Raw genomic sequence first — 13,970 nt, 5'->3', positions numbered from 1 at the left:
GAACTGCGCTGTATTGCTTCGAGGCGGAGGACGCTCTCGTTGCTTGGGTGAGGCCACACTAGGCACACCCGGCGCGGTGTGTCAACCGATCTACACAATCATTGTGGATTGATCTACACATTGTTATCGTCGTGATCCTCCGACCGAGGATCGAAGGCGATGAACCGGGCTGCCACCATCAACGACGTCGCCCGCGAGGCGGGCGTCTCGCGGTCGGCCGTGTCCAAGGTGATCCGCGACGCCTACGGCGTGAGCGACGAGATGCGCGCCCGCGTGAACGCGGCGATCGGCCGCCTGGACTATCGGCCGCGCGTCGCCGCCCGCGCGATGCGCGGCGTGACCGACACGCTCGGGATCGAGCTGCCCGACATCGGCAACCCGTTCTTCGACAAGGTCGTGACGGGAGCGATGGCGGCGCTTTCCGGCACGGGATGCCAACTCATCGTCGCGCCCGCCTCTGCCGGCGCCGAGGAGGGTCTCCAGGCGCTGAGGACCCTCGCCGACCGGGAGGTGGACGGCATCGTGGCGATCTCGCCGCTGGTCGCACCGACGTGGCTCGAGGACCTGTCGGGACGGATGCCGGTGGTCATGCTCGGGCGCCACGACAGGTCCATCGGCTACGACACCGTGACGGGCGACGACGCGGAGGGAACGCGGCTCGTGATGGATCATCTGCTCTCCCTCGGCCACGAGCGCATCGCGCACCTCACCCGGAGCGAGGAGGTCACGGCACCCGGTTCGGGGACTCCGCACGCCGTCCGGCTCGCCGTGTACGAAGAGCACATGCGCCGTCGCGGACTGACCGCCTCGGTCGTGCGCACCGGCAGAAGCGAAGCGGAGGCGCGCGAGGCGGTCGCGCGACTGCTCGGCGGGCCCCGCCGACCGACGGCGATCTTCGCCGGCAACGACACCCTCGCACTCGGCGCGCTCGGCGCCGTCGGCGACGCGGGCCTGTCGACGCGCGAGATCTCGGTCGTCGGCTACGACGACGTCGAGATCGCGTCGCATCCGGCGATCTCGCTCACGAGCGTCGACCAGGCGGGCGTCGAGATGGGCCGCCGAGCCGTCGAACTGCTCCTGAGCCGTCGGGCCGGCCGCACCGACGCCGTGCACCTGGCCGTCATGCCCGTACTGCGCCGACGCCGGTCGAGCGGGCGGCGGATCGGCGGCCATGGTGAACTTGTAGACCGATCCACAGATGGGTAGGCTCGGCGCGTCCGGCGAGAGGCCGGACCATTGTCAACGAACGACGCGACACACGACGAGGTATGTGGATGTCTGACTGGATCGGCCGTTTCATCGCACCGGCGGAGCCCCTGGAGCGCGCACCCCTGCTGCGCACCGAGTTCGCACTCGACGACGGCCACGGTCCGGTCGTCGAGGCGACCGCGCTGCTGTCGGCGCTCGGCGTCGTCGAGGCGTTCATCGACGGCATGCCCCTCTCGGAGGACGTGCTGACGCCCGGCTGGACGAGCTACGAGTGGCGCCTGCGCTACGCCGCCCACGATGTCAGCTCCCTCCTCGCGCAGGCGAGCGGGCCGCGCATCGCGCTCGGCCTCGCCCTCGGGGACGGCTGGTATCGCGGCCGGCTCGGCTGGGGCGACGCTCCCCCGTACGGCCCCGAGATCGCGGGCTTCCTCGAGCTGCGCATCCGCTTCGAGGACGGTCACGAGCAGATCGTCGCCACGGATGAGAACTGGCGCACAGCATCCGGACCCGTCGTCTCGGACAGCATCTACGACGGCGAGCACATCGACGCACGCTTGGCCGTCGCCGGCTGGAACGAGCCCGGATTCGACGACCGGGGATGGGATGCTGTCCACGCCGTCGACGTCGATCTCGGCAAGCTCGCGCCGTACGTCGGACCGCCCGTGCGGCGGCACGAAGGTGTGAGCCCCGTCCGCGTGTGGACGAGCCCGGCCGGCAAGGTCCTCGTCGACTTCGGCCAGAACCTCGTCGGGTGGGTGCGCGTCGCCGTCCGGGGCACGGCGGGCGACACCGTGACCCTCCGCCACGCCGAGGTGCTCGAGGACGACGAGCTCGGCATCCGTCCCCTTCGCACGGCGAAGGCCACCGACGTCTTCGTCCTGAGCGGCGGAGACGACGTCTTCGAGCCGACCTTCACGTTCCACGGGTTCCGGTACGTCGAGGTAGAGGGGTGGCCCGGCGGCATCGAGGCCATCGTCCCCGACGCACTGACGGCGATCGTCGTGAGCTCGGACCTGCGCCGCATCGGCCGCTTCGAGACCTCCGACCCCCTGCTCAACCGGCTCCACGAGAACGTCGTGTGGGGCATGCGCGGCAACTTCCTCGACGTCCCGACGGACTGTCCGCAGCGTGACGAGCGCCTCGGGTGGACGGGCGACATCGCGGTGTTCGCACCGACGTCCGCCTTCCTCTACGACGTGAGCGGGTTCCTCGGCGACTGGCTGCGCGACCTCGCCGTCGAGCAGGAGCACCAGGCCGGCCTCGTCCCCTTCGTCGTGCCCGACATCCTCAAGCGCGTCGGGGTGCCCGACGGCTTCAAGCCCGTCGACTCGACCGCCGTGTGGAGCGATGCCGCGGCGTGGGTGCCCTGGGCGCTCTGGCAGGCGTACGGCGACGAGAGCCTCCTCGCCGAGGCGTTCCCCTCGATGGCGTCGCACGCGCGCCGCGTGCGTTCGCTCCTGTCGCCCGCCGGCGTGTGGGACGCCGGCTTCCAGTTCGGCGACTGGCTCGACCCCGATGCGCCGCCCGAGGACCCGGCCCTTGCCAAGGCCGACCGCGGCGTCGTCGCGACGGCCTCCGCCTACCGCACAGCGCGCATCGCGGCCGAGGCCGCCGCGATCCTAGGACGCACCGAAGACGCCGCCGAGTTCGCCGACCTCGCCGAGACGCTGCGCCGCGGCTTCCACACCGAGTACGTCGCCGACGAGCGCATCGTCAGCGACTGCACGACCGTCTACGCGCTGGCGATCGCCTTCGACCTCCTCGACGAGGACGAGCAGGAGTGGGCGGGTGAGCGGCTCGCCGACCTCGTCCGCGAGAGCGGCTTGCGCATCTCGACGGGGTTCGCCGGCACGCCCTTCATCATGGACGCGCTCACGTCGACGGGTCACCTCGGCGAGGCGTACGGGCTGCTCATGCAGCAGGAATGCCCCTCGTGGCTGTACCCGGTGACGATGGGGGCGACGACGGTGTGGGAGCGCTGGGACTCGATGCTCCCCGACGGCTCGATCAACCCGGGCGAGATGACGAGCTTCAACCACTACGCCCTCGGTGCCGTCGCGGACTGGATGCACCGCGTCCTCGGCGGCCTGGCACCCCTCGAGCCGGGCTACGCGCGCCTGCTCATCGACCCGCGGCCCGGCGGCGGCGTCACGTGGGCCAAGACCTCCCTCGAGACGCCGCACGGTCTCGCCGCGGTCGAGTGGGAGACGGATGCCGGAGAGCTCCGAGTCGCCGCGACCGTGCCGGAGGGCGCGATCGCCGTCGTCCGCACTGCAGGCTCCGCCGAGATCGAGCTCGGCCCCGGAACGCATCGCCTCACGCTGCCCGCACCGGTCGCCGTCGCCTCCACGGCCGAGGCCGCGGCGCGCTAGTACTCTCTGTTCATGGCCCTCGCCCCCGGACGCAACGCGACGATCGAAGACGTCGCGCTCGCGGCGGGCGTGTCCCGCGCTGCCGTGTCGAAAGTGCTTCGCGACGCGTACGGCGTGAGCGATTCGATGCGCGAGCGCGTCACCGCGGCGATGACCGAGCTGAACTACCGCCCGCGGATCGCCGCGCGGGCGATGCGCGGGCGCACCTTCACGATCGGGATCGAGATCCCGGTGCTCGGCAACCAGTTCTTCACGAGGATGCTGAGCGGTGCGATGCATGCGCTCGCCGACACCCGGTACCAGGTCGTCATCGCCCCGGCCGAGGAGAAATCGCGACAGGGCCTGCGCGCCATCGAGGCCCTCGTCGATCGGCAGGTCGACGGGGTCATCGCGGTGTCCCCCCGCGTGACGCCCGAGGCGCTCGAGCGCATCGCGGCGCACACGCCGGTCGTCATGTTCGGCCGGCACGACAACTCCGAGGCGTACGACACGGTCGCCGGCGACGACGTCGTCGGGGCGAAGGCGGCGATGGCGCACCTGCTCGAGCTCGGGCACACGAAGATCGCCCACCTCACGCTCCCCGAGTCGGACGAGGAGCACGAGTCCCCCCACGGGCTGCGCCTGCAGACCTACGTGGGCGAGATGGAGCGGGCCGGCCTCGCCGGCGAGATCCTCGTGATCCGCACGGACGAGGGCCAGGATGCCGCGTACCGCACGCTGCGGGACGCGCTTCGCGAAGGCGCCGAGCCCACCGCGGTCTTCGCGGCCCACGACGAGCTCGCGATCGGCGCTCTGCACGCCGTCGCCGAAGCGGACCGGCCGATCTCGGTGGTCGGGTATGACGACGTGCCGATCGCCTCCCACCCCGCGCTCGGCCTCACGACCGTCGACCAGCCCGGCGACGAGATGGGCGCGAGGGCGATCCAGCTCCTTCTGGAGCGCGTCGGCGGACGCACCGACGCCGTGCACGAGGTGTTCGAGCCGCAGCTGCGCGTCCGCACCTCGACCACGCCGCCGGCCTGAGACGACGGCGACGGATGCTGCAGCATCCGCCCCAGCGTCGTTTCGTGCGCGGTGTCAATCCCTGTCGCCGTCGCACGCGCTCGGGATACCGTCGCGCCATGGACGACACGCGCGCGAACAACGAGCCCATCGAGGAGCCGCCCACGGGCACCGATCAGCTTGCCGCCGACACGGGGGCGGACGGCGGCGATCCCGTCGAAGGCGGAGCCCCCACGGGCGGCGACGAGACGACCGAGGAGCAGCTGGAGGCCGACAACCCGGCCGAGGAGCAGACCCTCAAGACGCTCGACCCCGACGCCCCGCCGGCCTGAGCCTCACGCCTCTCGCGTAATCCCTTCGATACGGCGCTTCGCGCCTACTCAGGATGAACCACGATCTCACGCTTCGCGTGTGATCGTGACCTTCACGTGAAGGTGGCCCTTGAAGGGGCCGGCGTAGACCCCGCGCAGCGGCGGCACGTCGTTGTAGTCGCGGCCACGGCCGACCAGGACGTGCCGGTCGCCGATCTCGATGTTGTTCGTCGGGTCGAAGCCCTGCCAGTCGCCCGCGAACCACTCGATCCACGCGTGCGACTCGCCCGCGACCGCCTGGCCCACCTCGGCGCTCGCCTTGGGGTGGAGGTAGCCCGAGACATAGCGGGCCGGGATGCCGACCTCGCGCAGCGCGCCGAGCGTGATGTGCGCCATGTCCTGGCAGACGCCCTTGCGCGCCTCCCAGGCCTCGCTCGCGGTCGAGTGCACGCCGGTGATGCCGTGCATGTACTCGACAGCATCCCCGATCGCCGTCGCGATCGCGTGCGCCGCGCGCCCCGGGTGATCGTGCTGACCCGCGATGGAGCGCGCGATCTCGGCGACCTCGGGGTGCGGCTTGGTGCGGTGGCTCTGGCCCAGCTGCTCGACGGTCTCGATCGAGCGGCCGATCTCGGTGGCGAGCTTGCCCCACGTGACGTCCACGTGCTCGAGCGGCCGCGGCCGCACCTCGACGAGCGAGCGCGCCGTGATCTTGAGCTCGGCGTGCGGCGAGAGGACGTCGAACGCCGCGACGCGCGTGCCGAAGTAGTCGACGTAGTGGTTGACGGAGGTCGACGGCTCGATGTCGAGCGCCGAGCTCAGCACGAACTGGCTGTCGGTCGAGCCCGGCAGCATCCGCGCTTCGTTGTACGAGGCCGACACGTCGCCCTGGTACGCAAAGCCCGTCGCGTGCTCGATGCGCAGGCGCTTCATGAGATCTCTCCGATCCAGCTCGGCTCGGCCTGCGTGGGGAAGAAGCGCGAGCGGATGGCTTCGGATGCCTCGCGCGTCACCTTCTGCACGCGGTCCATGTGCAGCGGCAGCTCGTGGAGGATCTCGCTGATCGGCCGGTACTCCAGGTCGTTGCGGATGCGTCCGAGCGCCCGCAGCACGGTGTTGGAATGCCCAACGCGGTCGGCGCGAGGGTCGATCGCGCTCATGCAGTCCTCCGCGCGCTGGATCGAGTAGATGATCGAGCGAGGGTACAGGCGGTCGAGAAGGAGGAACTCGGCGGCGTTGCGGGCGCTCGGCATCCCGCGATACGTGCGCAGGTACGCCTCATAGGCGCCGCACGACCGCAGGATCGTCGTCCAGGAGGGACCGGATGCCTCGGTCAGCGATCGTGTCGCGAGCAGGCGCGCCGTCATGTCGGCCCGCTCAATGCTGCGCCCGAGCGTGAAGAACTGCCACGCCTCGTCCCGGCTCGTGGAGGACTCCACGATGCCCACGGCCAGCGCCGCGCGCTCGCGCACCCACTGGAAGAACTCGTGGACCTTCTCGGTCTGCAGGCGCCGCGGCATCCGCGAATTGGTCGTGTTGAGGCATTCCCACAGCTCGGTGCTGACGATCTCGCGGGCGCGACGGGCGTTCTCGCGCGCGGCCGTGAGCGAGTAGGCGATGCTCGACGGGTTCATGCGGTCGACCGCGAGCCGGGCCAGGACATCCTCGCGCGTGACCTTCTCGGCGTCCGGAGTCGCGAAGGACCCCATGACCGCCAGGAGCGAGCGGCACGCGGTGTCCTCGTCGATCCAGGGGTCCTCGAGGAGCAGCTGCAGGTGCACGTCGAGGATGCGCGCCGTGCCGTCGGACCGCTCGATGTAGCGCCCGATCCAGAAGAGGGACTCTGCGATGCGGCTCAGCATCCCGTCGCCTCCCCCGCCTCGTCGCCGAACCCACCTGTTCCCCGCGAGCCCACCCGATTCAGTGCGCGGGAACGCATGGGCTCGCGCGGAATGGGTGGGTTCGGGAGTGGGACGGATGCCTCGGCACGCGCCTGCTGCTGCTGTTCCTGCTGCTCGACGCGGGAGCGCGGGCGGTCCTGCGGCGAATGCGCCACGGCGGGCTGGCCGTCGTAGATGATCGGGATCGCGGCGGTGACCGTGGCTGCCTGGTCGGCGACGAGGCCCGGCAGGCCCTGGCCTTGGCCGTACTCGACGTGCCCCGGTGCGGACCCGCCGACGACCCACGTGTCCTTGGATCCGCCGCCCTGGCTGGAGTTCACGACGAGCTGCCCCTCCGGGAGTGCGACGCGCGTCAGGCCACCCGGAAGCACCCAGACGTCCTCTCCGTCGTTGACCGCGAAGGGACGGAGGTCCGCGTGCCGGGGGCGCATCCCGTCCTCGACGAGCGTCGGGATGGTCGAGAGCATGACGACGGGCTGGGCGATCCAGCCGCGCGGGTCGGCGAGCAGTCGCTTGCGGAGCTTCTCGAGCTCGGCTGGCGAGGCATCCGGTCCCACGACCAGGCCCTTGCCGCCCGAGCCGTCGACGGGCTTCACGACGAGCTCGTGGAGCCGGTCGAGGACCTCTTCGAGCGCGCTCGGGTCCTCGAGCCGCCACGTGTCGACGTTCTTGAGGATCGGATCCTCGGCGAGGTAGTAGCGGATGAGGTCGGGCACGTACGTGTACAGCAGCTTGTCGTCGGCCACGCCGTTGCCGACGGCGTTGGCGATCGTCACGTTGCCCAAGCGCGCCGCGAGCATGAGCCCGGGGGCGCCGAGCATCGAGTCCGCGCGGAACTGCAGCGGGTCGAGGAAGTCGTCGTCGACGCGGCGATAGATGACGTCGACGCGCTTGGGCCCGCGGGTCGTCCGCATGAAGACCTTGCCGCCGACGCACAGCAGGTCGCGTCCCTCGACGAGCTCGACGCCCATGAGTCGCGCGAGGAGCGTGTGCTCGAAGTAGGCGGAGTTGTACACACCCGGGGTGAGGACGACGACGTTCGGGTCCTCGACTCCGGGCGGCGCGGACGCGCGCAGCGCCGCGAGCAGCTTGTTGGGGTAGTCGCCGACAGGCCGCACCCGCATCGACACGAAGAGCTCGGGGAGCGTCTGGGCCATGACGCGGCGGTTGGAGATGACGTAGCTGACGCCCGACGGCACGCGGACGTTGTCTTCGAGCACCCGCATCTCGCCGTGCTCGTCGCGGATGAGATCGATGCCCGAAACCTGGATGCGCACGCCGTTGGCGGAGTGGATGCCGGCCGCCTGGCGGTAGAAGTACTGCGACGACGCGATGAGCCCGGCCGGCAGGACGCCGTCGCGGACGCAGTGCTGGTGGCCGTACGCGTCGTCGAGGAAGGCCTCGAGCGCGAGCACACGCTGGCGGACGCCGGCCTCGATGCGGGACCACTCGTCGTACTCGATGATGCGCGGGACCGCGTCGAGCGGGAAGGGCCGCTCCTCCCCTGCGAAGTCGAAGGTGACACCCTGCGCGAGGTAGGAGCTGGCGAGCGAATCCGTCCGCCCGCGCAGCTCTTCCTGCGTCATCTGGGCGAGGGCCTGGTAGAGCTCGCGGTAGGCGTCGCGCGACTCGACCGCGGCCCCGGGATGCGTCGGCGAGCCGAACATCTCGTCGAACGCAGGCGTCCCGGTCAGGGTCTTCCGCGGGGCCAGTGTGGAGCCGTAGCCGTCGAACAGATCACCCATGCCGATGAGCCTAGTCCGGGCGATGTTGCCGCTGTGTTTCGGTCTTCATGCGCCCCACTGGGCGGGTGCCCAAGGGACCACGCGGTCAGCAGGGGGCGGTGGTGGTGCTCATGCGCCCCACTGGGCGGGTGCCCAAGGGACCACGCGGTCAGCAGAGGGCGGTGGTGGCGCTCATGCGCCCCACTGGGCGGGTGCCCAAGGGACCACGCTGTCAGCAGAGGGCGGTGGTGGCGCTCACGCGCCCCACTGCGTGGGTGCCCAGGGACCACGCGGTCAGCAGACGATGGCGGGTTCTCGTGCGCCCGCCCGGGCAAGCGCACGAGAACCTGTCGGTCAGCAGATGATCGTGACGCTCGTCCAGCCGTCGACGGGCGCACCGGTCGAGTCGTACACGTACACCCACGCAGTGTTGTCCTCCCCCGGGAAGACGGCGACGGCGTTGGACTCCTGGTCGGAGCTGCCGACGCCCGCGCAGTTGATGATGTCGGTGTCGAACTGGAGACCGTACACGCCCGTCTCGGAGCGTCCCCAGTCGACAACGCGCGCCCCGGCGTACAGGCCGCCGTCCGGGTCCAGGACGGCGGACATCTGCGCGACGTAGTAGCCCAGCACATCGACGACGAGGTGCGTGGACGTGTTGAAGTTCTTCACCGTCATCTGACGGTCGGTGCCGGGCCGGAGGGCGACGGTCGGCGTCGAGGTGGCGCTCGCGGCGCTCGTATAGGACAGCATCGTCGAGTTCGGCGCGGTGCCGCCCGCGGGATAGGCGACAAGGCGACCCGCACCGGACGCCTGCCCGGCAGTGAACGACACCGCCGCGCCGGTCGCACCCGTCGGGATGCCGCACCCGGCGCTCGTCCCACCCTGGCCGGCGAAGCCGGTGGTTCCGCTCACGTAGAAGCTGCGGGTCGTATTGGACCCGAGAGCGCCCCCGGCCTTTCGCGTGTCGACGATGCGACAAGGGCTGATCGGGACGAACAGCTGCTCCGACCCGGCACCGGTCACCGCTGCGGCTTCGGTGATGGCGAAGGTGGACGCCGAGGCGGCGTCGCGGAGCTCGGCCCGGTCGACGCCGTCTCGAGGTGGGGCCGCGCCGAGGGCGGTGGCACCGGCTGCGGCGCCGATGGCGAGCGCCACTGCGGCGGCCCCGCCGATCGCGATGCGCGTGATGGACTTCATATCGTTCTCCTTCGAACTCGGCTGCGCGATCTGCGGTGACGCGCCCCACCGGCGCCGCGGGACGGCACCGCGACCTGCCCCCAGCGGCGGTCGTCACCACAGATCGTACGAATTCATGAACGTGAAGCAAATGCGGCCATCCCCACCTGTGGAACCCGCAGCCACGCCCCGGCAGCGCCGCCGCGGACGTATGCTCGCGCTATGACCCGTGAGGCGGAGGCCACCGTCCGCGGCGTGCGCGCACCAGCGTGGGCGGGCATGCTCGGCGGCGTCGCCGCGGTCGTGCTCGGCGCGGGCATCGGCGAGCTCCTGGCGGTGCTCGTGGCCCCGGCATCCGGTCCCTTCACGGTCGTCGGCGGGGTGCTGATCGACCTCGCCCCGGCGTGGGCGAAGAACACCGCGATCGCGCTGTTCGGCACGAACGACAAGATCGCCCTGCTCGCCGGAATCGCGATCGTCATGCTCGCAGCGGCGGGCGCCGTCGGTGTGCTCGAGCTGCGTCGTCCGTGGTTCGGAGCCGCCGTGTGCGCGGCGCTCGGCGCCGGCGTCGCGGTGCTCGCCATGACCCGCGCCGACGCGACGGGCCTGTCGTGGCTCCCCTCACTCGCCGCCGGCACGGTCGCCGCCGTCGCCGTGCGGATGCTCACGCAGCTCGCGCGGCGTGCGGTGGGGACGGATGCCGCACTCCCCGTCGTCCCGTCGTCGGAGGTGGGTCGGGTTCATGCGGTCACCGGCACCGGCACCACAACGTCGCAGAAAACCACATCGTCGGACCGACACGCCGTGCACGGCTCCGACGATGTGGTGATCGGTGACGATGTGGCGCGCCCCGAACCCAGCCGCCGCCTGTTCCTGGCATGGACGGGAGCTGCAGCCGCCGCCGGAATCGTCGCCGCGATCGCGGGGACGGCGCTGCAGGCGGGCTCGAGGGCCGTCGAAGCCGCCCGGAAGGCCCTGCGCCTCCCTTCTCCCGCGGTGAGCGCGGCCTCGGTGCCGGCCGGCGCCGAGCTCGGCATCCCGGGTCTCGCACCCGTCGTGACGGCGAACGACCGGTTCTACCGGATCGACACGGCGCTCGTCGTGCCGCAGATCGATCCGGCGGACTGGAGCCTGCGCATCCACGGGCTCGTCGAGCAGGAGGTCGTCCTCACGTGGGACGAGCTGCTCGCACTGCCACTCGAGGAGAGCTACACGACGCTCGCGTGCGTCTCGAATCCCGTCGGCGGCGACCTCATCGGCAACGCGAAGTGGCTCGGCTACCCCGTCCGCGAGCTCCTGGCGCGGGCGCGCCCCTCGGCCGACGCCGACATGGTGCTGTCGCGGTCGATCGACGGCTTCAGCGCGAGCACCCCGCTGGAGGTGCTCACCGACGACCGCAACGCGATCCTCGCCGTCGGCATGAACGACGAGCCGCTCCCGCCCGAGCACGGGTTCCCCGTCCGGATGGTGGTCCCAGGGCTGTACGGCTACGTCTCGGCGACGAAGTGGATCACGGAGCTCGAGGTCACGCGCTTCGCCGACGCGACGGCGTACTGGACCGACCGCGGCTGGTCGGCGAAGGGCCCGATCAAGGTCCAGTCGCGCATCGACGTCCCCCTCCGCAACCAGGGGCTGAGCCCCGGCGACACGGTGATCGCCGGCGTCGCGTGGCAGCAGCACGTCGGCATCTCGAAGGTCGAGGTGCAGGTCGACGGCGGGCAGTGGCGCGAGGCGACGCTCGCGAGTGCGATCTCGGACGACACGTGGGTGCAGTGGTCGATCCCGTGGACGGCCGAGCCCGGCTCGCACGCGATCCGCTGCCGCGCGACGAACGCGCTCGGAGAGACGCAGACCGAGACGGATGCCTGGCCCATGCCCGACGGAGCGACGGGCTGGCAGCAGCTGGACATCGACGTCGCCTGACGCGCGGCATCCCCATCCCCTTCCCCGAGCGACCGGCGCGGGCTCGCCGAGCCAAGGCAGGCGCGCCGATCGATGGCGTTTCGCGCCTCGGCTCGACGCCTTCGCCCCGGCTCGGCGAGATGGAGCGGGCTCGAGTCAGCCGGCGAGGACGACCTTCAGCTGCTCGATCGCCCAGTCGAGCTCCGTCGCCCGCACGACGAGCGGGGGCGCGATGCGGATCGTCTGACCATGCGTGTCCTTCACGAGCACGCCGCGTCCGAGCAGCCGCTCGGCGACCTCGCGGCCCGTCCCGACGGCAGGGTCGATGTCGATGCCGGCCCACAGCCCCGCGACGCGCACGGCCGTCACGCCGTGACCGACGAGCTCGTCGAGCTTCGCCTCGAGGTGCTCGCCGAGCGCGGCGGCGCGACGCTGGAACTCGCCCGTCTCGAGCATCTCGACGACGCGCAGTCCGACCGCCGAGGCGAGCGGGTTGCCGCCGAACGTCGAGCCGTGCTCACCGGGCCGGATGACACCGAGGACCTCGTCGTCGGCGACGACGGCCGACAGCGGGAGGATGCCGCCGCCCAGCGCCTTGCCGAGGAGGTAGACGTCCGGCACGACGCCTTCGCGATCGCACGCGAACGTCTCGCCCACGCGGCCGAGGCCCGACTGGATCTCGTCCGCGATGAACAGGACCTTGTGCTTCGTGCAGATCTCGCGCACGGCGGCGAGGTATCCGACCGGCGGGATGATGATGCCGGCCTCGCCCTGGATGGGCTCGACGAGCACGGCCGCCGTGTCCGGCGTGATCGCGGCCTCGATCGCGGCGGCGTCGCCGAACGGCACCGAGACGAATCCCGGCGCGAAGGGCCCGAAACCCTCGCGCGCCAGCGGGTCGTCGCTGAATCCGACGATCGTCGTCGTGCGGCCGTGGAAGTTGCCGTGCGCGACCACGACGGTGGCAGCATCCTGAGCCACTCCCTTGACCCGGTACGCCCACGCGCGGGCGACCTTGATGCCGGTCTCGACGGCCTCGGCGCCCGTGTTCATCGGCAGGACGAGGTCCTTGCCGCACAGTCGCGCGAGCGCGGCGGCGAAGACGCCGAGCTGGTCGTTGTGGAACGCGCGGCTCGTGAGCGTGATGCGGCCGAGCTGCTCCTCGACGGCCGCGACGAGGGCGGGATGCCGGTGGCCGAAGTTGAGCGCCGAGTACGCGGAGAGCAGGTCGAGGTAGCGCTTGCCCTCGACATCGGTCACCCACGCCCCTTCGCCGTGCGAGACGACGACGGGCAGCGGATGGTAGTTGTGCGCGACGTGCTGCTCCTCCGACCCGATGATCCGGATCGTCGAGGTGTCCAGGGCGGGGGTCTGCGAGGGGGTCATCGCCGGATCCTCAGCCGCGCAGCTCGAGCGTGCAGCACTTGATGCCGCCGCCGCCGAGGAGGAGCTCGGAAAGGTCGACGAGCACGGGGTTGTAGCCGCGCTCGCGCAGCTGCGCCTCGAAGCCCTTGGCGCGGGGCGAGATGATGACGTTGAGGCCGTCGCTCGCGGAGTTGAGGCCGAAGACGGCGCCGTCGGCGTCGCTCACGCGGATCGCGTCGGGGTACCGCTCGGCGAGGATCGCCTGGCTGCGATCGTCGAACGCATGCTCGAGGTAGGCGATGTTGGCGCGGTCGACGCCCTCAGGTCCTTCGACCGGGTCGAGCACGGCGATCGCGGTGTCGAGGTGATAGAACCGCGGGTCGACGAGGTTGAGCGAGACGACCTCCTTGCCGAACACGTCGGCGAGCTCGCGGTGGCTGTCGCCCGTCGAGCGGAAGCCGGTGCCGGCGAGGATCGTGTCGCCGACGAGGAGGAAGTCGCCCTCGCCCTCGTTGACCTCGACGGGGTCGACGACGTCGAAGCCGTTGTCGCGGAACCAGTCCATGAACGCAGGACCCTCGGGGACGCGCTCCTGGAAGCGGAACTTCGCGCCGTACGCGACGCCGTCGATGACGAACCCGCCGTTGGCCGTGTAGACCATGTCGGGCAGGCCCGGGATCGGGTCGATGAGCTCGACCTCGTGACCGAGTGCGAGGTACGTCTCGTACAGCGCCTGCCACTGGCGCACGGCGAGCGCCGTGTCGGTGGGGTTCGCGGGCTCCATCCACGGGTTGATCGTGTACGTGACCGTGAAGTGCTCCGGCCGGCACATGAGGTAGCGGCGGTGCTGCTGGACGCGGGTCGTGGCGGCGGTGGTGGAGGCGGCGGGCGCGGGGTTCGGCATGGACATCCTGCTCCTTCGAACGGCTGGCGGACGCTGTCCAGAGGCCCGGCGGTGCTTTGAGAAGCCGGCGACACGGGCACGCCGCGTCTATTCTCTCACGG

At 71.1% G+C, this 13,970-nt stretch carries 11 protein-coding genes; 5 read left to right on the top strand and 6 right to left on the bottom strand.

The window, feature by feature from the left end:
• Positions 1-159: 159 nt before the first annotated feature.
• The 4 genes from ABZ477_RS13105 to ABZ477_RS13090 all read left to right on the top strand — a co-directional run bounded on the left by ABZ477_RS13105 (position 160) and on the right by ABZ477_RS13090 (position 4,915).
• The gene (locus ABZ477_RS13105; protein WP_360133571.1) at positions 160-1,206 is read left to right on the top strand and encodes a LacI family DNA-binding transcriptional regulator; all 1,047 of its coding nucleotides are present in this window, start codon (positions 160-162) and stop codon (positions 1,204-1,206) included.
• A 68-nt stretch (positions 1,207-1,274) separates the two neighbouring features.
• On the top strand, positions 1,275-3,581 hold the full coding sequence (locus tag ABZ477_RS13100) for a family 78 glycoside hydrolase catalytic domain (RefSeq protein WP_360133568.1): 2,307 nt from the start codon (positions 1,275-1,277) through the stop codon (positions 3,579-3,581).
• A gap of 12 nt (positions 3,582-3,593) precedes the next feature.
• Positions 3,594-4,604 (top strand): LacI family DNA-binding transcriptional regulator, encoded by a 1,011-nt coding sequence (locus ABZ477_RS13095; protein WP_360133565.1) that lies wholly within the window; start codon positions 3,594-3,596, stop codon positions 4,602-4,604.
• Between the two features lie 98 nt (positions 4,605-4,702).
• Positions 4,703-4,915 (top strand): hypothetical protein, encoded by a 213-nt coding sequence (locus ABZ477_RS13090; RefSeq protein WP_360133562.1) that lies wholly within the window; start codon positions 4,703-4,705, stop codon positions 4,913-4,915.
• A gap of 66 nt (positions 4,916-4,981) precedes the next feature.
• Here the strand turns inward: ABZ477_RS13090 and ABZ477_RS13085 are convergent, their stop codons facing one another.
• The 4 genes from ABZ477_RS13085 to ABZ477_RS13070 form a co-directional block, all read right to left on the bottom strand.
• Positions 4,982-5,827, bottom strand: a complete 846-nt coding sequence (locus ABZ477_RS13085; RefSeq protein WP_360133559.1) for a transglutaminase family protein — start codon at positions 5,825-5,827, stop codon at positions 4,982-4,984.
• On the bottom strand, positions 5,824-6,756 hold the full coding sequence (locus ABZ477_RS13080; RefSeq protein WP_360133556.1) for an alpha-E domain-containing protein: 933 nt from the start codon (positions 6,754-6,756) through the stop codon (positions 5,824-5,826). Before ABZ477_RS13080 ends, ABZ477_RS13085 begins: the two co-directional genes overlap by 4 nt.
• Positions 6,750-8,540 carry a circularly permuted type 2 ATP-grasp protein gene (locus tag ABZ477_RS13075; RefSeq protein ID WP_360133553.1) on the bottom strand — a complete coding sequence of 597 codons (1,791 nt, stop codon included), beginning with the start codon at positions 8,538-8,540 and terminating at the stop codon, positions 6,750-6,752. Before ABZ477_RS13075 ends, ABZ477_RS13080 begins: the two co-directional genes overlap by 7 nt.
• A gap of 333 nt (positions 8,541-8,873) precedes the next feature.
• A complete protein-coding gene (locus ABZ477_RS13070; protein WP_360133550.1) occupies positions 8,874-9,719 on the bottom strand; it encodes a hypothetical protein in 846 nt (281 codons plus the stop codon).
• Between the two features lie 201 nt (positions 9,720-9,920).
• Between ABZ477_RS13070 and ABZ477_RS13065 the strand changes: the two genes are divergently transcribed.
• Positions 9,921-11,621: a molybdopterin-dependent oxidoreductase gene (locus tag ABZ477_RS13065; protein WP_360133547.1), complete on the top strand. Its 1,701-nt coding sequence runs from the start codon at positions 9,921-9,923 to the stop codon at positions 11,619-11,621.
• A 135-nt stretch (positions 11,622-11,756) separates the two neighbouring features.
• On the opposite strand, the gene rocD is transcribed toward ABZ477_RS13065, so the two are convergent.
• A complete protein-coding gene (gene rocD, locus ABZ477_RS13060; protein ID WP_360133544.1) occupies positions 11,757-12,986 on the bottom strand; it encodes an ornithine--oxo-acid transaminase in 1,230 nt (409 codons plus the stop codon).
• Positions 12,987-12,996: 10 nt separating this feature from the next.
• Positions 12,997-13,869 carry a dimethylargininase gene (gene ddaH / locus ABZ477_RS13055; protein WP_360133927.1) on the bottom strand — a complete coding sequence of 291 codons (873 nt, stop codon included), beginning with the start codon at positions 13,867-13,869 and terminating at the stop codon, positions 12,997-12,999.
• Positions 13,870-13,970 lie beyond the last annotated feature (101 nt).

Source organism: Microbacterium sp. NPDC019599 (assembly GCF_040632175.1).
In the GTDB taxonomy this organism is placed as follows: Bacteria; Actinomycetota; Actinomycetes; order Actinomycetales; family Microbacteriaceae; genus Microbacterium.
Note: the sequence above shows the minus strand (reverse complement) of the source record. Positions and strands in the feature narration are given on the sequence as shown.

What these genes read in the sequence shown, in the direction of transcription:
- ABZ477_RS13075 (WP_360133553.1), bottom strand. Translation starts at nt 8,540, where the DNA reads ATGGGTGATCTGTTCGACGGCTACGGCTCCACACTGGCCCCGCGGAAG.
- ABZ477_RS13090 (WP_360133562.1), top strand. Translation starts at nt 4,703, where the DNA reads ATGGACGACACGCGCGCGAACAACGAGCCCATCGAGGAGCCGCCCACG.
- rocD (WP_360133544.1), bottom strand. Translation starts at nt 12,986, where the DNA reads ATGACCCCCTCGCAGACCCCCGCCCTGGACACCTCGACGATCCGGATC.
- ABZ477_RS13085 (WP_360133559.1), bottom strand. Translation starts at nt 5,827, where the DNA reads ATGAAGCGCCTGCGCATCGAGCACGCGACGGGCTTTGCGTACCAGGGC.
- ABZ477_RS13095 (WP_360133565.1), top strand. Translation starts at nt 3,594, where the DNA reads ATGGCCCTCGCCCCCGGACGCAACGCGACGATCGAAGACGTCGCGCTC.
- ABZ477_RS13105 (WP_360133571.1), top strand. Translation starts at nt 160, where the DNA reads ATGAACCGGGCTGCCACCATCAACGACGTCGCCCGCGAGGCGGGCGTC.
- ABZ477_RS13080 (WP_360133556.1), bottom strand. Translation starts at nt 6,756, where the DNA reads ATGCTGAGCCGCATCGCAGAGTCCCTCTTCTGGATCGGGCGCTACATC.
- ABZ477_RS13100 (WP_360133568.1), top strand. Translation starts at nt 1,275, where the DNA reads ATGTCTGACTGGATCGGCCGTTTCATCGCACCGGCGGAGCCCCTGGAG.
- ABZ477_RS13070 (WP_360133550.1), bottom strand. Translation starts at nt 9,719, where the DNA reads ATGAAGTCCATCACGCGCATCGCGATCGGCGGGGCCGCCGCAGTGGCG.
- ABZ477_RS13065 (WP_360133547.1), top strand. Translation starts at nt 9,921, where the DNA reads ATGACCCGTGAGGCGGAGGCCACCGTCCGCGGCGTGCGCGCACCAGCG.
- ddaH (WP_360133927.1), bottom strand. Translation starts at nt 13,869, where the DNA reads ATGCCGAACCCCGCGCCCGCCGCCTCCACCACCGCCGCCACGACCCGC.